19 protein-coding genes are annotated in these 25,817 nt (G+C 70.9%); 7 read left to right on the plus strand and 12 right to left on the minus strand.

What is annotated here, in order from left to right; all coding sequences use genetic code 11:
* The first annotated feature begins 46 nt into the window (after positions 1-46).
* Together AC08OO_RS06980 and AC08OO_RS06985 are read left to right on the plus strand one after the other, a co-directional pair.
* Complete coding sequence (locus AC08OO_RS06980; protein ID WP_476610035.1) at positions 47-853, plus strand: urease accessory protein UreF; 807 nt, start codon at positions 47-49, stop codon at positions 851-853.
* 126 nt (positions 854-979) lie between these two features.
* Positions 980-1,945, plus strand: coding sequence for an urease accessory protein UreD (locus AC08OO_RS06985; RefSeq protein WP_476610034.1), 966 nt, complete (start codon positions 980-982; stop codon positions 1,943-1,945).
* Positions 1,946-2,224: 279 nt separating this feature from the next.
* Here AC08OO_RS06985 and AC08OO_RS06990 read toward each other — a convergent pair whose 3' ends face one another.
* On the minus strand, positions 2,225-3,700 hold the full coding sequence (locus AC08OO_RS06990) for a glycosyltransferase (RefSeq protein WP_476610033.1): 1,476 nt from the start codon (positions 3,698-3,700) through the stop codon (positions 2,225-2,227).
* A gap of 455 nt (positions 3,701-4,155) precedes the next feature.
* Here AC08OO_RS06990 and AC08OO_RS06995 point away from each other — a divergent pair, with 455 nt between their 5' ends.
* A complete protein-coding gene (locus AC08OO_RS06995; protein WP_476606653.1) occupies positions 4,156-4,833 on the plus strand; it encodes a TetR/AcrR family transcriptional regulator in 678 nt (225 codons plus the stop codon).
* 195 nt (positions 4,834-5,028) lie between these two features.
* Here the strand turns inward: AC08OO_RS06995 and hpnH are convergent, their stop codons facing one another.
* Positions 5,029-6,033 carry an adenosyl-hopene transferase HpnH gene (gene hpnH / locus AC08OO_RS07000; RefSeq protein WP_011435280.1) on the minus strand — a complete coding sequence of 335 codons (1,005 nt, stop codon included), beginning with the start codon at positions 6,031-6,033 and terminating at the stop codon, positions 5,029-5,031.
* A gap of 300 nt (positions 6,034-6,333) precedes the next feature.
* Positions 6,334-6,909 (minus strand): PaaI family thioesterase, encoded by a 576-nt coding sequence (locus tag AC08OO_RS07005; RefSeq protein ID WP_476606654.1) that lies wholly within the window; start codon positions 6,907-6,909, stop codon positions 6,334-6,336.
* Positions 6,910-6,968: 59 nt separating this feature from the next.
* On the opposite strand from AC08OO_RS07005, the gene AC08OO_RS07010 reads away from it, so the two are divergent.
* A complete protein-coding gene (locus tag AC08OO_RS07010) occupies positions 6,969-7,334 on the plus strand; it encodes a winged helix-turn-helix transcriptional regulator (RefSeq protein WP_476610032.1) in 366 nt (121 codons plus the stop codon).
* A gap of 86 nt (positions 7,335-7,420) precedes the next feature.
* Here AC08OO_RS07010 and ispH read toward each other — a convergent pair whose 3' ends face one another.
* The 8 genes from ispH to AC08OO_RS07050 all read right to left on the minus strand — a co-directional run bounded on the left by ispH (position 7,421) and on the right by AC08OO_RS07050 (position 19,433).
* Positions 7,421-9,229 carry a 4-hydroxy-3-methylbut-2-enyl diphosphate reductase gene (gene ispH, locus AC08OO_RS07015; protein WP_476618335.1) on the minus strand — a complete coding sequence of 603 codons (1,809 nt, stop codon included), beginning with the start codon at positions 9,227-9,229 and terminating at the stop codon, positions 7,421-7,423.
* Complete coding sequence (locus AC08OO_RS07020; protein WP_476610724.1) at positions 9,226-11,553, minus strand: terpene cyclase/mutase family protein; 2,328 nt, start codon at positions 11,551-11,553, stop codon at positions 9,226-9,228. Before AC08OO_RS07020 ends, ispH begins: the two co-directional genes overlap by 4 nt.
* 100 nt (positions 11,554-11,653) lie before the next feature.
* Entirely contained in the window at positions 11,654-12,670 is a 1,017-nt protein-coding gene (locus AC08OO_RS07025; RefSeq protein ID WP_476610725.1) for a polyprenyl synthetase family protein, read from the minus strand.
* Positions 12,667-14,376, minus strand: coding sequence for a hydroxysqualene dehydroxylase HpnE (gene hpnE / locus AC08OO_RS07030; RefSeq protein ID WP_476606659.1), 1,710 nt, complete (start codon positions 14,374-14,376; stop codon positions 12,667-12,669). Before hpnE ends, AC08OO_RS07025 begins: the two co-directional genes overlap by 4 nt.
* Complete coding sequence (gene hpnD / locus AC08OO_RS07035; RefSeq protein ID WP_476606660.1) at positions 14,373-15,287, minus strand: presqualene diphosphate synthase HpnD; 915 nt, start codon at positions 15,285-15,287, stop codon at positions 14,373-14,375. The genes hpnE and hpnD overlap by 4 nt, the downstream gene beginning before the upstream one ends.
* Entirely contained in the window at positions 15,284-16,363 is a 1,080-nt protein-coding gene (gene hpnC / locus AC08OO_RS07040; RefSeq protein ID WP_476606661.1) for a squalene synthase HpnC, read from the minus strand. The genes hpnD and hpnC overlap by 4 nt, the downstream gene beginning before the upstream one ends.
* A 438-nt stretch (positions 16,364-16,801) precedes the next feature.
* A complete protein-coding gene (locus AC08OO_RS07045) occupies positions 16,802-17,581 on the minus strand; it encodes an SDR family NAD(P)-dependent oxidoreductase (RefSeq protein WP_085014068.1) in 780 nt (259 codons plus the stop codon).
* Positions 17,582-18,575: 994 nt separating this feature from the next.
* On the minus strand, positions 18,576-19,433 hold the full coding sequence (locus AC08OO_RS07050; RefSeq protein ID WP_476616829.1) for a TetR/AcrR family transcriptional regulator: 858 nt from the start codon (positions 19,431-19,433) through the stop codon (positions 18,576-18,578).
* 236 nt (positions 19,434-19,669) lie between these two features.
* Between AC08OO_RS07050 and AC08OO_RS07055 the strand changes: the two genes are divergently transcribed.
* Entirely contained in the window at positions 19,670-21,946 is a 2,277-nt protein-coding gene (locus tag AC08OO_RS07055) for an MMPL family transporter (protein WP_476610730.1), read from the plus strand.
* A gap of 280 nt (positions 21,947-22,226) precedes the next feature.
* On the opposite strand, the gene AC08OO_RS07060 is transcribed toward AC08OO_RS07055, so the two are convergent.
* Positions 22,227-22,994: an NUDIX domain-containing protein gene (locus AC08OO_RS07060; protein ID WP_476610727.1), complete on the minus strand. Its 768-nt coding sequence runs from the start codon at positions 22,992-22,994 to the stop codon at positions 22,227-22,229.
* A 577-nt stretch (positions 22,995-23,571) separates the two neighbouring features.
* On the opposite strand from AC08OO_RS07060, the gene AC08OO_RS07065 reads away from it, so the two are divergent.
* The gene (locus tag AC08OO_RS07065; protein ID WP_476610728.1) at positions 23,572-24,660 is read left to right on the plus strand and encodes an NAD-dependent epimerase/dehydratase family protein; all 1,089 of its coding nucleotides are present in this window, start codon (positions 23,572-23,574) and stop codon (positions 24,658-24,660) included.
* 156 nt (positions 24,661-24,816) lie between these two features.
* Positions 24,817-25,656 (plus strand): hypothetical protein, encoded by an 840-nt coding sequence (locus AC08OO_RS07070; protein WP_476610729.1) that lies wholly within the window; start codon positions 24,817-24,819, stop codon positions 25,654-25,656.
* Positions 25,657-25,817 lie beyond the last annotated feature (161 nt).

The raw sequence follows: 25,817 nt of genomic DNA on the forward strand, positions 1-25,817 counted from the left end.
AACGCCACAGCGGTTCGGATACGGACTAACGCCGGGAGCGGCTACGGTGACGATTGAGGGCGATACCGCACGGGACGGCGGGATCGAGGACGTGGCTGGTCCGACCGGGCGATCCGGACGGCGGGCGACGCTGCTGGTCCTCGCGGACGGCCGGATGCCCACGGGAGGTCACGCCCACTCGGGCGGTGTTGAAGCAGCGGTGACGGACGGGAGTCTGGCGAACCTGTCCGATCTGGCGGCCTTCCTCGTCGGACGGCTCACCACGACCGGCCTGGTCGCCGCGGCCTTCGCGGCCGCGGCCTGCCGGGCCGGCACGCAGCCGGGTCCCGCGACGCGGGCGCCACACGCCGACCACGTCCCCACCGCATCCGCCACACCCGCCACCATCGCCACACCCGCCACCATCGCCACCATCGCCACCTTGGACGCCGAGCTTGACGCCCGGATGCCCTCCCCCGCCCAACGCGACGCGAGCCGGGCTCAGGGGCGCACGCTGCTGCGAGCGGGCCGGGCCGCCTGGCCCGTGCCGCCCGGTCCACGTGCACCGCACCACCCGTGCGCACTAGGCATGGTCGCCGCGGGCGCGGGCCTGCGTCCCTCGGACGCCGCCCTGGTCGCCGCCCACACCACGGTCACCGGACCCGCGACCGCCGCGACCCGCCTGATGGGGCTGGACCCCTTGGCCGTCACCGCCGTGCTCGCCCGGCTCGCCGACGAGGTCGAGGCGATCGCGCTGGCCGGCGCGGAGGCTTCCCGACGCCCGCCCCGGCTGCTGCCCGCCGTCACCGGTATCCGCCTCGATCTCCTGGCCGAACGGCACCGCACCACGGCGCTACGGATGTTCACGTCCTGACCGGTGCCCGCCGACTCGTCGTCATCGGTCCCAGACCCGGCCCGTCGGCTACTCGGCCGATCGCGATCGCGCGGCGCCGGGTGGGCCCGCGGGCGCCGGCCGATCCCGTCGCCCCCGGCTGGCACCATGGCAGCCATGAGACGGGGGGTCATCCTGGGCGGGGTCGCGGCCGGGCCGGAGGGCCCCCTCGTCACGGCCGCCCGAACGGGCCGCACGGCCGTACGGGCACGGGCCGTCATCCGGGTCGAATCGGCTCCGGACGGCACGGCGAGGCTCATCGAGTTGCGCTCCGACGTGCCGATCGTCCTGCGCCAGACCGGAGCATCCCCTGGTCGGACCAGGGCCTCGTCTACGGTGCCCGCGCTGTCCGCGGACGCGCTGCCGACCGCGACGGTTCACCTGGTCAACGCGGCCGCCGGACCGCTGGCGGGTGATGATCTGGGACTCGACATCTCCGTCGGCAGCGGGGTGCGCCTGGTGGTGCGTTCGGTGGCCGCGACGATGGCCCTGCCCGGTCACGGGCCCGGGCCGTCCCGCTTCACCGTGTCGGCACGGGTGGCCCCGGGTGGCGCGCTGGACTTCGCGCCGGAGCCGACCGTCGCGGCGCGGGGCTCGGACCATCTCCTGGTGACCGATGTGCACCTGGCGACCACGGCCTGGCTACGGCTGCGCGAGGAGATCGTGCTGGGCCGATTCGGGGAGACGACCGGATCGATACGTAGCACCCTGCGGGTGGACGTGGACATGGACGCCCATGCGGAGGTGGATCCGCCATCCGAACCGACCCCCCTGCTGCGCCAGGATCTCGTCCTCGGTCCCCAGATACCTGGCCTGGCCGGACCAGCCCTCCTCGGCTCGGCTCGTGCCGTCGGGTCGCTCCTCGTCGCGGGGCCCGATCCGGTGGGCTCTCCGGCAGCCCGGCGGGAATCCGTGCCGGCAAAGAGGGCGGAATCCGGCGCGCAGGCGGCCGTCGCGGACGGAGTGGCGCTGCTTCCCCTGGCTGGTCCGGGTTATCTCATCTCCGCCCTCGCCGAGAATGCGGTTACTCTCCGACATCGCCTGGAACGAGGGCCGGCTCCTGCCACGGTCTGACTCGGACGCCCAGTCAGGCGCGGGCGGCGGTGCCGTGGAGCCGATAGAACAAGCGCGACCGCCTGTTCGGCGCGGGCCCGGCGGTTACTGTCGGTCCAGGCCGGAGGCCGACCCAGCAGGGCGACGATCTGATTGTCGCGGATGGTGAGGCCGACCGCCAACCGGTCCTGTTCGACTGTCCCGGCCGGGATGGATGACTCGCTCACGCGACGGAGCGTTCCCAGCCACCGCCCTCTACCGACTCGGCCACGGCACCCCGTCCTACCTCGGGACCACCGGCTAGGTCCGGGGCTGATCGGTCGATCCGCCCCGGACCGGCGGCGAGGCCGATGACGATGCCGTGACGGGCCACCGCGTAGGGGTGGGCGTCGGTGTGGACGTAGGCGTGGGGGAAGCCGGGGCCACGGCCGGCGCGGGGACCGCCGAGGCTGTCGCCATCACCAGGGGTGTTGCGGGCACCGTGGACGAGGCGGATGGCGAAGCCGATGAGCCGGCGGAGGCCGATGAGCCGGCGGAGTCGGGCGGCCCGGCCACCGAACCCTCACGCCGTTCACCCGGGCCATTCGGATACTCGGGGGTGGCGGCCGGGGCACCGTGATCCTGGTAGGTACGTCCCTTCCAGGCCGCTCCCCGCCCGGCCCGCTTGAGCCGCGCCGAGTCCACCGTCATCGCGAGGTACAGCACGGCCACTCCGGGGAGCAGCAGGGCCAGCGGCAGCGGCTGACAATAGTAGCGGGTCATCGGCAGATAGGTGACAGTCATGATCAACCAAGCGATCCCACCGACGAGAGCCGTGGCGACGTCGCCGGTCACGATGCCCACGATGGTCGCGACCACTGGGATGACAAAGACCAGGCTCAGCCCCAACACGGTCCCGACCAGCAGCGACGGGGAGTGCCGCAACTGCGCATAGGCGCTGCGGGACACCATCTTCCACAGATCCGCGAGCCGCGGATACGGGCGCTGGCTGTGGACCTGCTCGGCGAGTCCGAGCCACGTCCGCCCACCCGAGCGCTTGATGATCCGCGCGATCGCCACGTCGTCGATGACGGCGCCGCGCACCTCCGCCAGTCCACCGGCCGCCGCAAGGGCCTCCCGGCGGATCAGGGAGCATCCGCCGGCCGCGGCGGCCACCCGCGAACCCGGCCGGTTCGACCACCGGAACGGGTACAGCATCGCGAAGAAGTGCACGAAGGCCGGGACGATCAGACGCTCCCAGCCGGTCTGCACCCGTAGCACGGCCATCTGCGACACCATGTCCAGCTTCTGGGAGGTCGCCGACTCGACGAGCGCGGTCAGCGATCCCGGGCGGTGGGAGATGTCCGCGTCGGTGAGGAGCAGGAAGTCGACGTCGCCAGCGCACTCGATGCCCCGCCGCAGCGCCCACAGCTTCCCGGTCCAGCCAGTGGGGGGTTCGGTGGATGTGGTCATGGCCGGCGTCACGTTGGTCTCACCACGCGCGGCGGCCTGTTCCGCCAGGTCCCGGGCAACCTCCGTGGTCCCGTCGGTGGAACCGTCGTCCACCAGGATCAGCTGGACAGGACCGGGATAGTCCTGGGCAAGCAGCGTCGGAAGCGTCACGGGAAGCACGTCGGCCTCGTCCCGAGCCGGCACGACGATCGCCACACTGGGCCAAGCGGTCGGCGCCTGCCGGGATGGCAGGCGCTGATCGGTCCGCCAGAAGAACCCATGGCCGACGGTCAGGTAGAGCCAGGCGAGCAGAGAGGCAACGGCGACCCACAGCAGCACTGTCACAGAAAGTGATACTGCCACGGGCCCCTCAAGGGCGTGCGGGCGCCCCGGGTAATGCGGGGTTACAAGGCTTCCGTCCCGGTCTGGCCGAGCCGGTACGGAGATCTCCCCCCCGAAACTCTCCTGCCGCGCCACCATGAAATCCCAGGCCTCCGGCCGGCGGCGGGGTAGCCGACATGAGCATCGACGATGGTGCCCACCACGCCCCGCGGCAACAATGAGCACCTCCCGTAACATCACGATCGACAGGAGTGATCGTAGATAACCGGTTGCGACCAGTTGAAAACGAAAAGTGATCGGCGATGCGCGACGAACGGCTGGCGAGGGGGCGAGGCAACAGCCACGGATCGGCGTCCGTCGGCGGTTGCGGGTGCATCGGAGCAGCTTCGTCACGACCAGGCCCGCTCGTGCCGGGACAGTAGTGGGTACAACGGCCTCGGCTACACCATAATCAAGGGGTGACACGAAGCCGTCGTACCGAGCAGACGGCTGACACCCGTCAGGCCCTGATCTCCGCCGCCCGCCGTCGGTTCGCCGAACAGGGGTTCGCCTCCACCGGCACCGAGGAGATCGTCGCCGACGCGCAGGTCACCCGCGGCGCGCTTTATCACCACTTCCGCGACAAGGCCGCGCTGTTTCGCACCGTGATGGAACAGGTCGCGACGGAGGTGGCCGAACAGCTCGTCGCCGGTGAACTTGCTCGGGACGCGGAGCTTCCCAGCGACGCCTGGACGCAGCTCCGGTCCGGGTTCCAGTCCCTGCTCGACATCTCCACCGCGGACAGCGACTTCCAGCGCATTGTCCTCGTCGACGGTCCGGCCGTGCTGGGCAACGACGCCTGGGATACGCTCGTTGAGAAGCACGGCTACCGGCTGCTCTCGGAGTGGCTGGAGCGCGCGATGGCCGAGGACCGCATCGACCCGCTGCCAGTGGTCCCGCTGACCAGGCTGGTCGCTGCCCTGCTGTCGGAGGCGAGCATCTACACCGCCGGCGCTGCGGACCCGGACACCGCCCGCCTCGAGGTCGGCACCGTGCTCGACCGGCTGCTGCGCGGGCTCGGCCGCGGTGGCGATCTCGCCGAGCAGCCGCCGGTCAGTGCCGACGGCGGCGCCGGCTCCCGCGGGACCGCCGGCTAAGGCCGACTGGCGTCGTCAACGCCAGCGAAACCCTGCTCCCGCCGGCCCTGCTCCCGCCGACGCGAGGCGGGGCGGCACAGACGACGACCGCCCCGACCGGGTGAACCCGGTCGGGGCGGCGACCTGCCGTGCCGGACGACGTCACCTGACGGTGACGGTGGCGCCGTGAGCCGACTCAGACCACGATGGGCCAGCTCAGACGCTGCGGGCCGCTCGGATGGACTCCTTGAGGGAACCCATGGTGGCCAGCACCGCGGAGGTCTCATAGCCGCAGTGCGCCATACAGTTCGCGCACCGCGGGTCCTTGCCACGACCGTAGGCGTCCCAGTCGGTGGTCTCGACGAGCTCCTTGTAGGACGAGACGTACCCGTCGCTCATCAGGTAGCAGGGCTTCTGCCAGCCGAAGAGCGAGTAGCTCGGGATGCCCCACGCGGTGCAGCTGAGCTCCCTCTTACCCTCCAGGAAGTCCAGGAAGACCGGCGAGTGGTTGAGCCGGAACTTCTTGCGCCGGCCGTCCGCGAAGACCTTCGAGAACATCTCGCGGGTCTCCTGGACCCCCAGGAAGTGCTCCTGGTCGGGTGCCTTCTCGTAGGCATAGCCGGGTGAGAGCTGGATCTGGTCGACCTTGAGATCGTCGTTGAGGAACGTCAGGATGTCGATGACGTCCTGCGGGCTGTCGTTGTTGAAGAACGTCGAGTTGGACCCGACCCGGAAGCCCGCGGCCTTCGCCGCGTGGAAGGCACGGACGCACTCGTCGAACGTGCCCTCCTTCTCCACCACCGCGTCGTGCCGCTCACGCAGACCGTCGATGTGCAGGACGAAGGTGAAGTACGGCGACGGGGTGAAGTTCTTGAGCTTCTTCTGGAGCAGCAGCCCGTTCGTGCAGAGGATCACGAACTTCTTGCGCTTGACCAGCTGGTTCACGATCTCGTGGATCTGCGGGTGCATCAGCGGCTCGCCGCCCGCGATCGCGACCACCGGAGCGCCGCATTCCTCCACCGCGGCCAAGGCGTCGTCGACGCTCATCCGCTGCTTGAGCACGGACGCCGGATGCTGGATCTTGCCACATCCAGTGCAGGACAGGTTGCAGGCAAACAGCGGCTCCAGCTCCAGTACGAGCGGGAAGTGCTTGCGACGAAGCAGCTTCTGCTTCGCCAGGTAGGTCCCAATCCGGAGCTGGTACCGCCACTCGACCGCCACGGCTGGCCCCCTCTCGTTAGGTCACCAGTGGATGAGCGATGATCTCTGTATTGACCATACAGCGTGTACGTACAGACTGCATGTGGATCGTCCGATGAACTGCCCCACAAGGGTGTCCGTTAGCCGACCCCGCCGAGTTGCGGACACCGGGAAGACAAGGCCGGGACAGCGCGGACACGGGTTCGGGACAGTCCACGGACGATGTCGGGCCAGCAGCCCGACGACGTGCCCGTGGTCGCATCCGGCCCGGCCGAGCATCGGGTCGGGTCTCCGGCCAGGCCGCGGAATCAGGCCATGGGATCAGGCCGCCTCACCCATGATCAGACAGGTGCTGCTGGCGGTGGCCACGACCTTGCCCTCGTCATCCCGGACGTCTCCCTCGGCGAAAGCCACCCGCCGTCCCGGCCTGGTCACCCAGCCGTGCGCGGTGAGCCGGCTCGGCCGGCCGACGACGACGCGTACCGGCCGCAGGTAATTAACCTTGATCTCGATGGAGGTATACGCCACCGCGGCCGCCAGCGTGGAGTGCACCGCGCAGGCAGTCGCAGTGTCCAGGATCGTGCAGACCAGGCCACCGTGGACGAGGCCGATCGGGTTGTAGGCCGACTCGTCCGGCAGACAGGTGAAGACAACGTCTCCCGGCGCGACCTCGACCGGCCGGAAGTCGAACAGGCGGGAGATCGGGGGCGGCGGAATGCGCCCGTCACGCATCGCGGACAGGAACTCCAACCCGCTCAGCGACGCCGCCGCCGCGGCGACCGGCAGCGGGTCGTGCCAGGTGATCGTCTTGCTCCGCGGCTCGCCCCAGGCAGCCGGGTCGTGCAGGTGGCCTGAGGCGGATTCGGGCCGCGCGGATTCGGGCTCAGTCGTGGTCATGCCCGCAGCCTAGACCGGCTGCATTCAGGATACGTACCCAGTATCGGTAGGATGCACCGATGCAGGAATCGTCCGACGGCCCGCGGGCCTGTCCGATCGCGCGGACGCTGGAGGTCGTGGGTGAGCGCTGGTCCCTGCTGGTCATCCGGGAGATCACGCTGGGGGTCCACCGCTTCGAGGGCATCCGGGCCGGCACCGGGGCGCCCCGAGCCGTGCTGGCCGAGCGGCTGCGGGCGCTGGAGCGCGCGGGGGTGCTGGAGCGTCAGCCGTACCAGGAGGCGGGCGCTCGGTCCCGGCACGAGTACCGGCTGACGTCCGCCGGCCGGGACCTGGCACCGGTCCTGCTGGCCCTGCGCCGGTGGGGTGAGCGGCACGCCGCACCGACCCGGCCGCCCGCGGCCGATCGCGGCGCCGCATCCGGCTGAACCGAACCCCACCGTGCCGCCCGGGCGACGCCACCGGCTTCGCCCTCGCCGAGCCGCACCTCGGGACCGCCCGGGAGCCGGGCGCACTATGGCCCTGGAACGGGCGCCGGGGCCGGTTGGCGCAGTTCCTTGGGCAGGTGGAAGGCGAGCGTCTCGGTGCCGACGGAACGCACCGAGACGTCCGTTGCGCCGAGACCCGACAACGCGGTCAGGAGCTCGTCGACGAGGGACGGCGGGGCCGAGGCGCCGGCCGAGATGCCGATCGTGTCCACGCCGGCAAGCCAGGACAGATGCACGTCCCCGACGTCCCCGACCAGATGCGCCTCGACGCCGTCGCGCCTGCTCACCTCGACGAGCCGCACGGAGTTCGCGCTGTTGGCCGAGCCGACGACGAGGACGAGCTGGGCCTCCTCGGCAACCTTGCGGACCGCGTTCTGCCGGTTCGAGGTCGCGTAGCAGATATCGGTGGAGCCCGGCCCGACGATCGCCGGGAACCGCTCCGTCAACGCGTCGACGACCTCCGCGGCCTCGTCCAGGGCCAGCGTGGTCTGCATGAGGTAGGTAACGCGCTCGGGATCGGGAACGTCGAGGGAGCCGACGTCGGCCGAGGACTCGACCAGCGTGATGCGGCCGGGCGCCTCGCCGAGGGTTCCGTCCACCTCCTCGTGGCCGGAATGGCCGATGAGCAGCACAGTGTCCCCGCGGGCGGTGAACCGGCGGGCCTCGGTGTGCACCTTCTCCACCAGCGGACAGGTGGCGTCGATAACGGACAGGCCGCGCTCGCCCGCCTGGTCCCAGACGGCCGGGGCCACTCCGTGTGCGGAGAAGACGACCGTCGAGCCGCCGGGCACCTCGTCGAGCTCCTCGACGAAGATTGCTCCACGGCTGGCCAGGTCGGCTACCACGTGGGCGTTGTGCACGATCTGCTTACGGACGTAGACCGGCGCGCCGTAGATCTCCAGGGCGCGCTCGACAACCTCGATCGCCCGTTCGACGCCGGCGCAGAACGCCCGCGGCTCGGCGAGCAGAACCTGGCGACGGCCGACCGCGGCGGCCCACGCCTCGATGGGGCGCCCGAGCGGACGCATCGTGCGCAGACCACGGATTCCGCGGCGGGCCAGGTCGATACGTCCCAGCGGCTGCGCCGCCGTGTCGACGATGACGCGGACGGCGGCGAACGGCACGTCGCCGACTCCCGCCGCCAGCTCCGCGGACTCCATGTCGACGGCAAGGGCCCCGGTCGCGGCGAGTTCCGCGCGGGCCGTGCCGCCGACGAGCCGCGGCACGGTGACGATCGGGCCGACGTGCACGGTGAGCCCGAGCCTGCGCAGGTCGCCGGCCAGCAGGGGCGCGGCCGCGCAACGGCCGGCGACGGTGCCGTCGGCGTTGCGGATCTCGCTGGCCACGACGACGTCACCGGGCTCGATCCCGGCAGCCAGTCCCCCGGAGAGACCGACGAGGGCGACGGCGTCCGGGCCTGTGTCGCGCACCAGCCGGGCGGCCCTGCGCGCCCGTTCCGGACCCATGCCGGTGCGCACGATGACGGTGTCCGCGCTGAGGTCTGACCGACCGGCGGCCATTGCCTCGACCCGCAGGGCCGCCGCGACGACCAGCCGCGCCCGACCGCGCACGGGGGTTGGCTCCTGCTCCGGAACGACCGCCGCGGCCGGCCGGTGGACCGACGCCGGGAGCGCGGCCGACGGCAGGGACGGCGACGACGACTCCTGCGCCGGGATCTCGGTGGGGGAGGCCGGAACGGCCCTGATCCCGGCACCCGCGGCCGCGGCGACGGCCGTCTGAGCCGCGCTCGTCGTGGCGGCGGACACGCCGTCCCCGACGTCCCCTGCGCCCCCGGCGTTCCCGTCGCAGCCGGCCGCGGATGCGAAGATGTTCATGGCGTGGCCACCCCGGTGAGGGTCACGTACCGACCAAGCGCGGTCAGCGGGAAGACCAGCCGGTACAGGTGGTAGTTGAGGTAGAAGTCACCGGGGAAACCGGTTCCGGTGAACTGGGGCTCGTCCCAGGTCCCATCCGGCCGCTGGGTCTCGCACAGCCAGCGCACTCCCCGTTTGACGGCCTTGCTGTGCGGGTCGACAGCCAGCAGCGCGAGCAGGGCCCAGGCGGTCTGCGAGGCGGTGAGCTCACCCCGACCGATCCAGGCCGGATCGTCGTAGGAGCGTGGGTCCTCACCCCATCCACCGTCGGGCGACTGGTGCTCCAGCAGCCAGCGCACCGCGGCTGTGATCGCCGGGTGGTCGGCGGGAACGCCGGCAGCGATCAGCGCCGGAACCACGGCGCCGGTGCCGTAGACGTGGTTGATCCCCCACCGGCCGAACCAGGAGCCGCCCGGTTCCTGGTTGTCCAGCAGCCACTGCACCGCCCGCCGGGTGATCGGGTGGTCGGAACGGCCGAGGTCGGCCAGCATCTCCACAATGTGGGCGGTGACGTCCGCCGACGGCGGGTCGACCACCTCGCCGAAGTCGCAGAACGGGATCTTCGCTGTCAGCGTCCGCACGTTGTCGGCGTCGAAGGCACCCCAGGCCCCGTCCGACGACCGCATGCCGACGCTCCAGTCGACCCCACGGGCCGCGGCCGCGCGCATCGCCCCGGCCAGCTGCGGGTCGACCGCCGCGAGGCCGCGGGAGGCGCGGTCACGCGCGGCCGGCGAGAGCTCGGCGCTGCCGCCCGGGGTGACGCTGCCGCCCGGGGTGACGCTGCCGCCCGGGGTGACGCTGCCGCCCGGGGTGACATGGCTGCCCGGGGTGACATGGCTGCCCGGGGTGACATGGCTGCCCGGGGTGACATGGCTGCCACCGAGCAGGCGACGCAGCGCCAACACGACCTCGGCGGTGTCGTCGGTATCCGGGTAGAAGTCGTTGTCGAACTCGAACGCCCAGCCGCCAGGGGCGAGCGCCGGACGGCGGACCGCCCAGTCCCCGGCCACCCTGACCTCTTCGTCGACCAGCCAGCGGCCGGCCCGCACCATCGCGGGATGGTCGGCGGGGACGCCGGCGTCCGAGAGCGCGACCACCGCGAGCGCGGTGTCCCAGACCGGCGACTGGCATGCCTCGATCTGGGCGGTCGGCCCCTCCGGGGTCTCGCGCCGGATGATGTAGCGTTCCATTCCCCGGAACGCTGTGGCGATCACCGGGTGGTTGAGGGGGTATCCCATGAGATGCAGCGCCATGACGGAGTAGATCCACGGCGGCTGGATGCCCCCCCAGCACCCGTCGGCCTCCTGGCGGGCGACGACCCACTCGGTGGCCCGGCGCAGCGCCAGGGTGCGCAGCACCTTGATCGGCCGGCGCTCATAGCGGTGCAGGATCGCGTCCAACCGCTCGAAGGCGCCTTCCCAGCTGTGCAGCGGGGCCGGCTTCGGCGGCGTCACGGGTGCCGCGACCTTGATCTCGTCGATGCTGAAGCCGAGGTCGCGCACGGGCCGGAGCGACCCGACGATCGTCAACGCGACGATCGTCTGGCGGGCCCAACAGCCGAAGTCGTAGACGTTCAGCGGGAACCAGGACGGCAGGAAGATCAGTTCCGGCGGCAGGACGGGCACGTCGTCCCAGGACCACTCGCCGAAGGTCGCCAGCCAGATGCGGGTGAACACCCGGGCGGCCGCCACCCCGCCCTGGGAGCGGATGAGCGCGGCCGCCGCCGCCATGTGCGGGGCGTCGGGCTCGTCACCGGCCAGACGCAGGGCGATGTACGCCTCGACCGTGGTGGACAGCTCGGCGGGTCCGCCGTAGTACGTGGCCCAGCCGCCGTCCGCGAGTTGCTGGGACCGCACCCACCGGGCGATCGGCTCGGTCTCCTCCTCGGTGCGGATGCCGAGGAACTGCTTCATGAACAGGTGTTCGGCGTCGATCGTGACGTTCGTCTCGAGGTCGCCCTTCCACCAGCCCTCCTCGGACTGCAGCCCGAGGAGGTGGTCCCGAGCCTGGTTGGCCGCGGTCATCGCCGCGGCCAGGTCCGGATCGACCAGGGTCTGCGTCGTGGGCGGGGTACCGTCGGCGGTCGCCGCGCCACCGCCGGGCACGCCACCGCCGGGCACGCCACCGCCGGGCACACCACCGCCGGGCACACCACCGCCGGACAGCGGTGGCGAGGACCGGGAGATCCCGTAAGCGTCGGGCGTGGCGGGCGCGGGAATGTTAACGCGCTTCGAGCTCTTCGCGGCCTTTGGAGCAGCCGGGGACGGGTCCGAGGTCAGGCTCATCGACGACTCCCCTCGTCGTACATGCGATGGTCATGAAGACGATCAACGTGCTGATCGCCGGGCCGGGCGGGAACGGCGACTGCACTCACCTGTCGTCTCCTCAGCGGTCTCGTTCGGTCACGAAGCGCGCGAGGGCCAGCAGTTCCGCTTCGATCTCGGCGGGCATCGACAGCGAGCGGAGCACGTTCTCGCAGGCCTTCAGCTGGCCGTCGGCCTCGGCGGTGGTCCAGTCCCGCCCGCCGGCCCGCTCGATCAGGTCCGCGATGTGCGCCAGCTCCGCCTCGGTGGACTCCCCGGTGCCGGTGAGGAACGCCCGCAGCTCCTCGGCCGCGGCTCCGCCGGCCTCCAGGGCCACCACGACCGGCACCGACTTCTTGCGGGAACGCAGGTCCGACAACACCGGCTTGCCGGTCACCGAGGGATCACCCCAGATACCAAGCAGGTCGTCGATGAGCTGGAACGCGGTGCCGAGCCGGGAGCCGTACTCGGCGAGGGCGTTGACCATGTCGTCACCGGCCCCGGCGAGCACGGCGCCGAGGGAGGCCGAGCAGGCCAGCAGCGCGCCGGTCTTGCCGTCCTCCATGTGCAGCGTCTCGGCGACGCTGACGTCCGACCGTTTCTCGAACATCAGGTCCTCGGCCTGGCCACGGACGAGGTCCTGGACGCCCGCGCCCAGGATCAGCGCCGCACGACGGCCGGGCTCCCCCTCGACCTCCAGCAGAACCTGGGTCGCGAGGCCGAGCAGCGCGTCCCCGGCGAGGATCGCGCCGTCGGCACCGAAGATCGTCCAGGCCGTGGGCCGGTGGCGGCGCTCGGTGTCGCCGTCCATAAGATCGTCGTGCAGCAGCGAGAAGTCGTGCACCAGCTCGACGGCGACCGCTGCCGGCAGCCCGGTCTCCGCCGGGGCGCCGGCGGCCTGCGCCGACAGCAGCGCCAGCGCCGGGCGTACCAGCTTGCCCCCGCCGCCGGACAGTGGCGCACCCTCGGCGTCGACCCAGCCGCGGTGGTAGGCGACGACGTGACGAAGTCGTGGGTGGAGCCGATCCACCGTGGCGCGCAAGGCAGGCACGGTGAGGGTCCGCCCACGCTCGATCGCATCCGGAACCGTCATGGTCATACCGGGAATCCCCCTGTGGATGTGTGCCTTGGCTGGCCGGACGGAAGCGGCCGGACGACCGCCGCCGATCCGGCGGGAACCGCGTTGTCCCCTCGTGGATCCTGTGGATCCCGCACCTGCGCGGCCGTGGCGCCGCCGCCCGGTGCGCTCACCGATTCAGTGCCTACCGGTACCGACTCACCCACCTGCTCGGGGAGCCGTCCGTCCGTCCTTCGGGCCTGCAGGCCCGGCCCGCGTGGCTCGTTGACGTCGACCCCCATACCGGCCAGGTTCTCACGGACAGCAGTGAGTCCGCTACGCACGGCCGACTCCATGGTTGCCGGCCATCCGGTGTCGGTCCAGGTCCCGGCCAGGGCGAAGCCGGTCAGGCCGGTCGACGCGCCCGGACGCAACGCGAGCGAACCGGGCACCTGCCGGAAGGTCGCCGTACGTTCCCGAGTGACGAAAACCTCCAGCGGCCCGGCCGCCCGCGCGGCCGGGAACAGCCGGGCCATCTCCTCGACGAACAGGGTCCGCAGCTCGTTCGCCGGACGATCGACCCATGGCTCCGCCGCGGACTGCGATAGCGCCAGGTACTGGGCACCGGGCGGGCCGGCGGCGGCGAGCCCGGAGGAGACCGTGCGATCGAAGATCCATTGAATAGGCGAGTCGACCACGGCCAGGAACGGGCCGTCGATCACCGGTCGAGGATAGATCATGTGCACGTTGATGATCGGCGATTCGCCGAGCTCACGCAGCCGGGCCGCCTCGGGTTCGGCGCCGGCCGGCAGAAGGGACGCGGCGGCGGGCGGCGGCACCGCGAGCACGACCGCGTCCGCCCGCAGCACGCCGCGGTCGTCGGTGCCGGGCACCGCCGCGCCGCGACCGGTCCCGCCCGCGGTGACGGCCAGCTCCCATCCGCTGCCCGCGGCGGTGATGGACCGGACCTTCACCCCGGTGCGCACGTCGGCGCCGGCCGCGGTGAGCGCCTCCATCGCCGCGTCGCCGTGCAGTCGGGACAGGGGGACCTCGGCCCAGCCGAGGTCACCGGCGGCGGCGCCTTCCAGCAGACCGGTCCGCACGACCTTGGCTGCGAGGCCGAGGGATGCGCCGGCGGCGGGCACGTTCAGCGTCGCGACCGTCAGCAGTTCCCACAACGCCTTCGTCGCCGCGGGGCCCTGGCCGTGGGTGGACAACCAGGTGCCGAACGACTGCTCGTCCACCGCCGGGGAGCGCTGGTCGAGCCGCCCGAGCTGAAACGCCGCGAGCCCGGCCCGTAGCCGTTCGGCGATCGGCAGCGCCTGGTATCCCAGCAACGCCGGGGCCAGGTGCAGTGGCGCCGGCAGCGGGACCCTCGTCCGGCGCAGCCGGGTCCGGGTCAACGAGTCGCCGAGCAGCACCGGCACGTCCAGCCGGGACTGCAAGGTGGTCAGGTGTTCGACGCCGAGTCGCTGCAGCAGCCCACGGTAGGCCGTGCAGCACCGCATGAACACATGCTGGCCGGTGTCGATCCACAGCTGCCCGCGCCGGAACGACGTCGTCGCCCCGCCGAGGCGGGGACGTGCCTCCAGCAGGGTCACGCGGGCCCCGCTGTCCACGGCCAGCAGCGCCGCGGCCATGCCCGCGAGCCCGCCGCCGACGACGGCGAGATGCGGGCGTTCGTCCGTCCGCCCGGCGGGCCGCGTCCCCCGTGCCGGCGCGACATCCGCACCGCCACCCGTGGTCATGCCGCCCTCATCTCGGGCCGCCCCGCGAGGCTGCGGGCGGCGACGACCGCCTTCTCCCAGCCGGGCAGCGCCAGCCGGCGATCGAGCACCGCGGACGGATCGGTCTTGATCCGCCGGTTGAGCCGCAGGTAGATGCCGGCCATCGCTCCACAACAGGCCGCGCTGCGCCGGTCGAGCAGGTCGAGCAGGACGAGCCCACGCCCATACCACTCCTCCGCTCGCCGCGCCGACGTCCGCAGGTACGCGATGAGCGCGTCGGGGGGGCCGCCGAGGCGACCGGTCGCGTCCACCTCGAGTTCGACGCCGGCGGCCTTCAGCTCCTGGCGCGGCAGGTAGATCCGGCCGCCGAGCAGGTCCTCGCGCACGTCCCGGAGGATGTTCGTCTGCTGGAGTGCGACCCCGAGGGCGTCCGCGACCCCCGAGGCGTCGCGGTGGGAGGTGGCCCGCTCGCTGCCAAAGATGCCGAGCGAGAGACGCCCGATCGTCCCGGCGACCAGGCGGCAGTAGCCAACAAGATCGTCGAACGTGTCGTAGGTGGTGCCGCGCACGTCACTCTCGACCCCGTCGGCGAGTTCGATGAACGCCTCCAACGGGATCGGGAACCGGCGGGCGGCGTCGGCGAGGGCGACGAAGACCGGATCATCGGAGCTGTTCGTCCCCAGCTCCTCGACCTCCGCGCGGACCTGCGCCAGCCCGGCGAACTTCGCCTCCTCGGGAAGATCGCCGTCGCCGATGTCGTCGAGGCGGCGGGCGAGCGCGTAGACGGCGCTCAGCGCCCCCCGCTTCTCGGCCGGCAGCAGGCGGATGCCGTAGGAGAAGTTGCGTGCCGCCTCCTTGGTCACGGCCTCGCAGGCGGCATACGCCTCCGCCACGGTCGGCCGGCCCGCGGGGAACTGCGCCGCGGTACTCATCGAACCTCACCCATCTCCGGAAGAACGGACTGTGCGGCGGGGACGCCGGCCTGGGTACTCGTCGCGGCGGTGCCGCCGTGGGCTGTGGAACCGGAACCGGAACCGGAACCCGGCCAGGCCCCGGCCGCGCTGGTCGCGGTGGCGACGGCGGCCGCCGTGTGCGCCACCGCCGACGCTCCGGGAGCCAGCGACCGGGCCAGCGCCGCCAGCGCGAACTCGGCGACCCGTGGCTTCGTCGCCTTCGGTGGCCCACCGAGCACGTCGTAGCCGGCGCGCCGGATCGCGTCCAACGCCGCCCGGCCCCCGCCCACGAAACCGGCCAGGGCCAGCCGCAGCCGCCCGGGCACCATCGACACCAGGGGAGCACCCTGGTCGATCACCGTACGGGCCCGAGCAACCTCGAAGGCCATCAGATGGCGCACGGCCGGACTCGCGACGGAAGCCCGCAGATCGGCCTCGGTCACCCCGAAGGTGTCCAGATCCTCCAGCGGCAGGTAGATCCGGCCGGCGGCGAGGTCCTCGGCCACGTCCTGCCAGTGCTCGGCGAGCTGCAAGGCGGTGCACACCCGGTCCGACAGCACGACCCGGTCGGGGGTCGCCAGCCCGAAGACGCCCAGCACCATCCGTCCGATCGGATCGGCCGAGAGCGTGCAGTAGCGGACCAGGTCGTCGAAGGTCTCGTAACGGGTGACCCGCTGGTCCTGCCGGTTGGCCTCGACGAGACGCTGGAACGGTTCGGCGGGCAGGTCACAGTCCCGCACGGTCCGCGCGAGCAGGCGCAGGACCGGCAGCTCCGGCTGCCCGCCTGTCCAGATCACCTCGAGGTCCGCCGACAACCGGTCGAGCAGGGCGAGCCGGTCGCCGGTCGCCTCGTCGCCGAGGTTGTCGACGAGCCGGCTGAAGGCGTACAACGCGTTGAAGTGGAAACGAACCGCCGCAGGCAGAACGAACGGCGAGACCGGGAAGTTCTCCGCCGGGGCGGCGCGCAGCAGCTGCTCGGCGGGAGTTGCCAGGCCCGTCGCGGCCGGCTGGGCAGGCGTGCGTGATGGGCTGGTTCGGGCGTCGATGGCTGTCATACGCCTCTCCTTCGATGGCGGTCTGCACTACGGACGCGGTCGGGTCGGATCCCGCATCCCCGGGTGCCATGACCGGCGCGGACGTACCCGCAGAGCCCGGGTTCGGAAGGCTCTTCGGAAGGCTCCGCGGTGGGGTGGCTGCCCGGGTCTCGCCGAGGCGATCAGGACGCGGATCGCACCGGGTGGTCATGGGCGCGATCAGCGCGGGCCGGTGCGGGAGATGGGCCGGCCCTGGGCCGGTATCGGGATGAGCTCCGCCTGGCCGGCCCCCTTCGGTTGCTCCTCACAGGTCCGTGGGCGGAATGATGCTCCGGCGGCACCACCTGGGCGGCCTGCGGCCGGTGGCCGCCCGTCGGCCGCAGCACTCTCATCGTCGGTGTCGCTCACCCCCAGGGCCGGTCGGAGAGCCGGAAGCGGCCGGGTAGACCACGCCGCGGATCATCCGAAGACACCCGCCAGCCTGCGGTAGACCGACGGGATCGCACCGTGGACCCGCACCGCGCCGAGTAACCAGCGTGGCACCCAGATCTCGGCGTCGCCGCGTCCGGTGGCCGCCAGCATGCGCTGTGCGACAAGCCCGGCCGGTATGGGCCGGGGCCAGCGACGGACGTAGGGCGCGCCACGGCGGTGGAAAAATGGTGTGTCGACGACACCAGGTAGACACAGGGTCACCGTCACACCGCGACCGGCGACCTCGGACCGCAACGCGTCGGCGAAACCGAGCAGAGCGGCCTTGGTAGCGGAATAGGCGACCTCACCGCGCACTCCCAGCGCGCCGGCGATGCTGCCCACCAGCAGGATGCGCCCCTGGCCGCGGTCGAGCATGGCCGGCAACATGGCCCGGACCAGCATCATCGGCGACAGCACGTTGACCGTGACCAGCTCCGCGATCGCGGCCGGGGACATCACCTCGAACGGGCCCGCCGCCCCGAGACCGGCCGAGCACACCAACAGGTCGACCTCGCCGAGAAGCTCGGTCGCCCGGGAGGAGACCATCAGTTCCGAGCCGGGACTGGACAGGTCGACCGCGATCCGGTGCCCCTCGGTCGCCGCGGCCACCTCGTCAAGCGCGGCCCCGTTGCGACCGACCAGCAGCGACCGGCATCGGTCCGCGGCCAGCAGCAGCGCGGCCTCCCGGCCGATACCGCTGGATGCTCCCGTGATGACGGCGGTCCGGGGCGGCCAGGTCGAGACGACCGAGCCGGCCCGTAGGGCCAGCCCGGTGAGAGATGTAGACACTCCGTTACCGAAAGCGGGGCGAGACCGGGTGCTCACGACACACCGCTTCCGGTCATTCCCCTCACGCCGTTCTCCCCCGCGGGCACTGGTTGCACGTCACCTACAACTTTCCCTACTCGTCGCCCCGCGTTGCGAGGTGGTCCGACCGAAGGTGATTCGGTGTGGTCCGCTGGCACGAACTCGCCGGCCGGATCGTTGCGTCGGCCACCCTGGCGGGCGGCACCGATCCGAACAGCCACTGCTCATCTCATCAACGCCGGGCTCCGGATCCGCGGCGCGTTGGTAACTCCGCGCCACCGGGCTCACGACTGCCACCATTCCACCGTCCCGTCGCCGGATCGTCCATGGTCAGATGGGCGACATCGGACGGCGGGGGCCTAGCGCGACTCCGGACTCCCTATCACACTCCCTCATCCCAACCGCCCGGCGTCGCCCGATATGACAGCGGTCCGATCGATTCGGAATCTGCTCTCGGAGACCTTCTTCCGGGGACTTCGAACTGGCTCCACATCGACGACTGGGTATTGCGGACTATTTACAACCGCATTGCCTCCGGAGGAAGGACGCGCCGACGACACCTTGCCGACTCGATGCCGGTACACGGCGTCAGGGTCATGGTCGGCCTGCTCCGACGCCAACACCCTCCCGTCAGTCCGATCCGGTCACCACAGGATCACCGGCCGCGACGGAGGCAAAGCCGCCGAGACCTACCTCCGGCGGCAGATGTGTCGACCCGTCCGCGGCGTGCGCCGGACAGGCGGAAGGCTCATCATCCAAACGCTGATCCATCCTCCACACGCGACCACCCTACCGCCCCAGACAAACAAGAGCGAAAGCGGCATTTGCCACGACCAAATAGACGGACCACCATCTACGAACGTCTGAAGAGTGAGATGAGGCACATGAACCGCGAAGGTGGCTGGATACGAAGGGGTGATGCACCGGATCGCTCACGGTCCGGCGCATACAGTCGTCAGTGGAACCGGACGGAGGCCAGGTCCGGCACGGGAGGCCGGTGAGGCGCCGCGGCCTCCCGGCACGCGGGACGTTCTTCGTGCGCCGGGCAGGATGTCTCGACCGGACCCGCGTCGGCGACCGGAGCATCCCGTGACCCGGTCGGGTCGGCACCGGAGGGAGACCTGTCACTTTCATGCCCCTCATCACCCACCGCGCCGCAGCCGCCGGAGTCAGCGGCGGAGACGGAGTCAGCGGGATCGTCACCGAGAGCGGCGAGGGCAGCAGCCACGATCTCCCCCTGCTCCGCGGCGGAGACCAGCGGGGTGAATGTCCTCGATACCTGCGAGACAAGGACCCGGATGCGCTCAGAGCAGATGACCGCCTCGCCCGCGCCGCCGCGGCGCTCCTCGTCGGCGCTGGTGGACTGCCGGGCGGCGGCCTGGGCACGTTCGATCGCCATCCCGATGATCCCCCCCCGCAGGGATCCGACCGCGCAGTACGCGCGCAGCAACCCAAGATGGGTGGGAGCCGGCCCCGCGAGCCCGTGCACGAGGGCCTGCTGCAGCGACAGTATGTCGCTCTTGCCGATCTTACGGTGAATCACCGAAGGGTCGTCGGCGAAGACGAGCAGCACGCCACCGGGGCCCGCCAGCGCCTCGACGAATCGCTCGATGATGATCCGGGGGGGCGGCGGGGACTGCCGAACAAGATCGACAAGTCGACCCAGCTCGGACACGAAGGGCTCCAGCAGAGCGTCGAGGATCGACTCCTTCGACGGAAAGTGGTAATAGAGCGCCGCCTTCGTCACTCCCAGCCGCTCGGAGATGTCCCGCACCGAGGTGCCGGCATACCCCTGTTCGCTGAAGAGGCTCATGGCGGCGGCGAGGATCCGCGATCTGGTATCGCCCCGTGGATCGGGCGATGCCGGATCGGGCGATGCCGGATCGGTCATGGCGGCCATACACCCCCCCGATCGAGTCCGCGACGGATGTTACCCTCAACTCTACCTACTGAACGACCGGTAAGTTTCTCGGTAGCAATCAGCAGCAAATCGTCAGCATGACGTCGCAGGTAGCGACACCACCGATCACCAACGCCCGAGGGGAAACCGTGGCCTCGCTCGCCCGCTGGTGCTTCCGGCACCGTCGGCTCGTCCTGTTCCTGTGGATCGTCGCGCTGCTCGGGCTCGGCGGCATCAGCCAGGTGGCCGGAAGTAGTTACAAGGACGCCTTCTCCCTGCCCGGCACCGATTCGCAGAAGGCCATCGACCTCCTGCAACGCGACTTCCCGGCGGCGTCGGGAGACAGCGCCACCATCGTGCTGCACAGTGACAAGACTCGTATCACCAACCGTGCCATCTCCGATCGGGCCAGCGAGATGCTCGGCGAGCTCGCCAAGGTCCCGCACGTCACCGGGGTCACGAGCCCATACGGGCCGCGGGGCGCCGCCCAGATCAGCAAGGACGGGCACACGGCCTTCGCGACCGTCGACTTCGACCTGCAGGGCATCGAGCTACCCAAGGACGACATCCAGCGGTTCGTCGACACCGCTCGAGGCTACGGCGGCGACGACCTGCAGGTGGAGGCGACCGGTCAGGTCGTCTCGATCATCGAGCAGCAGCAGCAAAGCTACAGCGAGTTGATCGGCATCATCGCCGCGGCGATCATCCTCTTCGTCGCCTTCGGCTCGTTGCTGGCCGTCACTCTGCCCCTGATCACCGCCATCATGGCCCTCGGGGTCGGCAGCATCCTGATCATCCTGCTCTCCCACGTCCTCACGATCGCCGAGTTCAGCCCGGTCCTCGCGACCTTGATCGGACTGGGCGTCGGCATCGACTACGCCCTGTTCATCGTCAACCGGCACCGCATCGGCCTACGCGCAGGCAAGAGCCCGGAGGAGGCCACGGTCACCGCGGTCAACACCTCCGGGCGCGCCGTGCTCTTCGCCGGCATGACCGTCTGCATCGCGCTGCTCGGCATGTTCGCGCTCGGCGTGAGCTTCCTCTACGGCGTGGCGATCTCGGCTGCGGTAGCCGTGGCGATGACGATGACCGCGGCCGTCACCCTGCTGCCGGCCCTGCTCGGCTTCTACGGCATGAAGGTACTCAACCGGCACGACCGGCGCAGGCTGGCCGAGGAGGGCCCGGTGCACGAAAGCACCTCGGGCTTCTGGTGGCACTGGGCGAAGCGGCTGGAGGGGCGGCCCCAGTTGTTCGCGGTGGTCAGCGCGGTGGTCATCGCCGTCATCGCGATCCCGTTCCTCTCGCTGCGGCTCGGCTCGTCCGATCTCGGCAACGGCGACACCGCCAAGACCACCAAGCGCGGCTACGACCTGCTGGCCGAGGGCTTCGGACCGGGGTTCAACGGTCCGTTCAGCATCGTCGCCGAGATCCATTCGCCGCAGGACACGGCAAGCCTCCGCGCCGTGGTGGCGGCGGCCCGCGCGACACCAGGCGTCGCCTCCGTCTCGGCCCCGCGGCCGAGCCCAAACGGGCAGGCGGCGATCGCCACCCTGTACCCGACGACGAGCCCGCAGGCCGAGGCGACCTCGAAGCTGCTCAACCAGCTGCGCGACCACGTGATCCCGCAGGCGAACCATGCCGGCACCGGCATCTACGTCGGCGGCATCACGGCCACCTTCGAGGACTTCTCCAGCACGCTGTCGGGCAAGCTGCCGCTGTTCATCGGGATCGTGGTTCTCCTCGCCTTCCTGCTGCTGGTAGCGGTGTTCCGCAGCCTGCTGGTCCCGTTGACCGCCTCGCTGATGAACCTGCTCGCGGTCGGGGCGGCCTTCGGCGTGGTCGTCGCGGTGTTCCAGTGGGGCTGGGGCGCATCGCTGTTCAGCATCAGCGGCGGCCCGGTCGAGGCGTTCATCCCGGTGATCCTCTTCGCGATCCTGTTCGGCCTGTCCATGGACTACGAGGTGTTCCTGGTCAGCCGGATGCACGAGGAGTGGACCGCGCGCCGGGACAACCGGATCGCCGTCTCGCTCGGCCAGGCCGAGACCGGCCGGGTCATCTCCGCGGCTGGCGCGATCATGATCCTGGTCTTCGCCTCGTTCATCCTCGGTGACGAACGGGTGATCAAGCTGATGGGCCTCGGGCTCTCGACGGCGATCCTCATCGACGCCTTCATCATCCGGACCGTGCTGGTGCCCTCGCTGATGCACATCTTCGGCACGGCGAACTGGTGGGTGCCGGCCTGGCTCGACCGGGTCCTGCCGCGGATCTCCGTCGAGTCCGCCGAGGATCTGGAGGAGATCCGGCACACCCCGCTGCCCGAGGACGCCGTCGCGGGCCGTTCCGCGGCCGGGGGGCCGGTCCGCCCGCTTCCCGGGCAGGCAGCCCGCGAGGAGCGGAGCTCACGCACCGGCGAGCCCATGCGCTGATCTTCACGGGACCACCCGAACAATGCGGGACCACCCGAACAGTGACAGCCCGCGGGGCGTCCGCCTGGCCGGCGGGCGCCCCGCGGCGCTTGGCCTGCCGGGATCGGCCAGGACGGTGAGCCGGCCGAGGACACGTTCGTCGCCATCGAAGGAACCACGAGCGCGACCGCGACGGTACTGGGCACGTTGTTCCCCTATGCCCGGGCCCGGTTGGGGGCGTGGGTGCGCAACCGTCACGCCAAGCCGGCGGTGCGCCGGATCCTCACCGAGACGCCGGCGGTCATGCCTCCATCACCTCGTTCGCCAAGCTGGACATCATCACCGCGCCACATGCGGGTGGCCCCGCGAGCACCTGAGCCGCGCCCGCGCCCCGAGCATCCGGTTCACCGAGCGACGCGACGCTCACCGAACCACCGACGGGCTCGGGAATCTGATTACCGAACTCCAGATATCCGCTACGCTGCGGCGCCCCCCGCAGGGCCGCGGCGGCACGGACCCGTCGCGCGTGCGGGGACGACAGCAACCCGCCCACCTCGTCCACGGGGACGAACGCGCAGTTGATGATCTCGTCCATGTCCACCCGGATGCGCTCCCGCCATGAGGCAGGCAGCACACCGCCGTCGAAGACGAAGGCCAGCATCTCGCTGTCGAGCCACCCGTCGTTAAGACATGGCGCCCAGTCGATCGCGAGCAGACCACCGATCGGTGGGGCGATACCGAGCTCCTCGGCGACCTCCCGTACGCACGCCGAGTAGGGCGATTCCCCCGGTTCGACAAAGCCTCCCGGAATGTCCCAGCCTGGCTTGTACGACGGTTCAACGAGCAGTATGCGGTCTTCTTCATCGAAGAACAGGACACCCGCCGCAGCGTAGGGCCGCGCCATCGGAGGTCGGTTCAAGCTCGCCTCGGTGCCGTGGTCAGGACGCTGCCGTGGGGTGGCCGGCGGCTTCGAGGACATCGCCGACCGCAGCATCAGGCCGTCACCGGGTACGCCGGCCGGGTCCGGCAGAGCCCGGTCGACTAGGGAAAAGTCAAGATCCTTCTTCATATTATCACACACTTCACATAGTACTGACGAACGGAATTGATGTTCCTGCCGCCGAGTGGTGGGCGACGCGGTGGACCACTAACGATAGGCGACCACGAAGGGGCGCGACCCGCCAGCGTTTCGCGGAACTAAGGTAAAAATAATAAAGACGAACCGGCAAGGAGGGCGGGTGCGGTTACCCCACCGATCCATATCCGCAACGCGGACCGGACGGCGATACGACAGAAAGAATTGTGTCGATAGCGGTCGGTGACAGAGATGACCGGTCAACGCGGAACGGACCGGGAGAACGGGCCGAGGCGGAGCGCGGACCGGCCGTCTTCACCCACCTGCGCCGGCCGGCCGCCGAATGGGTCTCCCCCAGGGTGATGGACGACCTCGCGGCAAGACCGACCGCCGTCCTCGCGGCCGCCGTCCTCGCGGCCGCTTCGGAGTGACGGACGGCGCGCCGCAGCTCATCGAGAGCTGAGGGCTGCATCTGGACGCCCGTCGGCGGGTATCCGTTCCTCCGAAGGGAGACCGCTTCCCCCGACGGGGGATTCCCTGCCGACCGCAGGAGGTGGATGAGGTGGATCAGGTGACGCCGACCCCGAGCAACCTGAAGATCGTCGTGGTGGGAGCCACGGGGAATGTCGGCACGAGCGTGCTGGCAGCCCTCGGCCGGTCGGCCGAGGTCGGCTCCCTGGTCGGGGTGTCCCGCCGCACCCCGACATGGACGGCGCCGAAAACCCGGTGGGCACAGGCCGATGTCGTCACGGACGACCTCGCCCCGCTGTTCCAGGGCGCCAACGTCGTGATCCACCTGGCCTGGTTGTTCCAACCCACCCACAACCCCTTGACCACATGGCGGACCAACGTCCTGGGATCCATCCGCGTGTTCGAGGCCGTTGCCCGAGCCGGCGTACCCGCGCTGGTGCATGCCTCGTCGGTCGGCGCCTACTCGCCCGCCGCCCGGGAAGGCATCGTTGACGAGGGATGGCCGACCCACGGCTGGCCCGAGGCCGCCTACACCCGGGAGAAGGCGTATCTGGAGCGGGTCCTCGACACCTTCGAACGTGACCATCCGGGCATCCGGGTGGTACGGCTGCGACCCGGGTTCATCTTCAAGCGGGAGGCCGCCAGCCAGCAACGGCGCCTGCTCGCCGGGCCGTTGCTACCCGGCCGGGTGGTACGGCAGGCAGCGGCGCCCACGCACCCCGCGACGGTGCCCGTGCTGCCGGATCTGCCGGGGCTACGCCTCCAGGTGGTGCACTCCTCCGACGTCGCGGACGCCTACCGGTTGGCGGCCCTGACCGGGGCCCGCGGCGCCTTCAACATCGCGGCCGACCCGGTGGTCGACGTACCCCTGCTCGCCGACATCCTCAATGCGAGAATCATCCGGATGCCGGCCGGCCTGGCCCGGGGCGCTCTGGCTACCGCCTGGCACCTGCATCTGGTGCCCGCCTCCCCGCAGCTCTTCGACGCCGTCCTGCATCTACCGATCATGGACACCACCCGGGCCCGGACGGAGCTCGGCTGGTCGCCCCGCCACGACGCCCGCGCCGCGATCGGCAGCTTCCTCACCGGTCTGCGCGAGGGCGCGGGCCTGCCCACACCCCCGCTCACGCCAAGCACCGCGCGGAGCCGGTGGGAAGAGGTCCGCACCGGCATGGGGCAGCGGGCCTGACGCGGGGCGCTACCCCTGTCGTAGGGGTTGACGGCCTGTTGGCGGTGGTCACGGTCGTGCGGCGACTGTGTGAGGCCCGGGCCGAGGTGGGCGAAGGAGGTATGTGGTGTCCGCAGAGGCTGCCGTGCCCCCCAGAGCCAGGAAGCACCGGCGAGCGTGCCGTCCTGGGAGGCGTTCCCGGAGGTGAACCGGGTGGTCGTCGGGCGTCTGCTGGGGGATGTGGGCGGTGTCCACGACCCGGCCGCCCGCCGCGCTGAACGCCCCGGACCCACCGCGCGCGACAAGTGGGTCTCCGCGTCGATCACCGACGACATCCCCGCCGTGATCGGCCGGGCGTTCGACGAGGCCGACTGGCGCGACCCCCTGCACCTGCACCAGCGGATCTTCCTCGTCGACGGCAACAGGCAGCAGATCACCGCCATCGGCGAGCACGCGCGCACCCGCGGCCTGACCGTCCCGGTCATCATCGACTACATCCACGCCGCCGAATACGTCCGCAAGGCCGCCGTCCAGCTCAACCGCGGGAAGACCCCCACCGAGGTCAGCGACTGGGGCGACGGGCAACTACTGCGCCTCCTGCACGGCCGCGCCAAGCCGGTCGCAGCCACCCTCGCCTCGCTCGCCGCGAAGCGGCGGAACAACCCGCGCACCCGCGACCAGGACCTCGCCGACGTCGACCGGGCCGTGACCTACCTGACCAACAACCACCAGCACATGCGCTACGACCAGGCCCTCGCCAACGGCTGGCCGATCGCCACCGGCCTCATCGAGGGCGCCTGCCGCCACGTCATCGAAGACCGGTTCGGCCTGACCGGCGCCCGCTGGTCCCCCGACGGCGCCGAGGACATCCTCAAGCTCCGCGCCGTCGTCATCAACGGCGACCTCAACACCTACCTGACCTACTACAAGCAGCGCTACCTCACCGAGCACCACCTCGCCCGCTACGACCCCGCCAGCATCCCCGACCTCGGACTCCACCCTGCACAACCGGGATGACCCGGAATCACCAACCTCTCAAAAAGACGCACCCGGTATGACCCATGCGGAGATCGCTGACGAGTTCATGCTTCGTTATCGGGTTCGTCCTCGCACGGCTTTCCGGCAGGCGCACGGCTGGACGCTGACACGGGCCGCTGACCATATCAACGGCCACGCGG

The sequence above is a fragment of the Frankia sp. CeCAU1 genome (genome assembly GCF_977971845.1).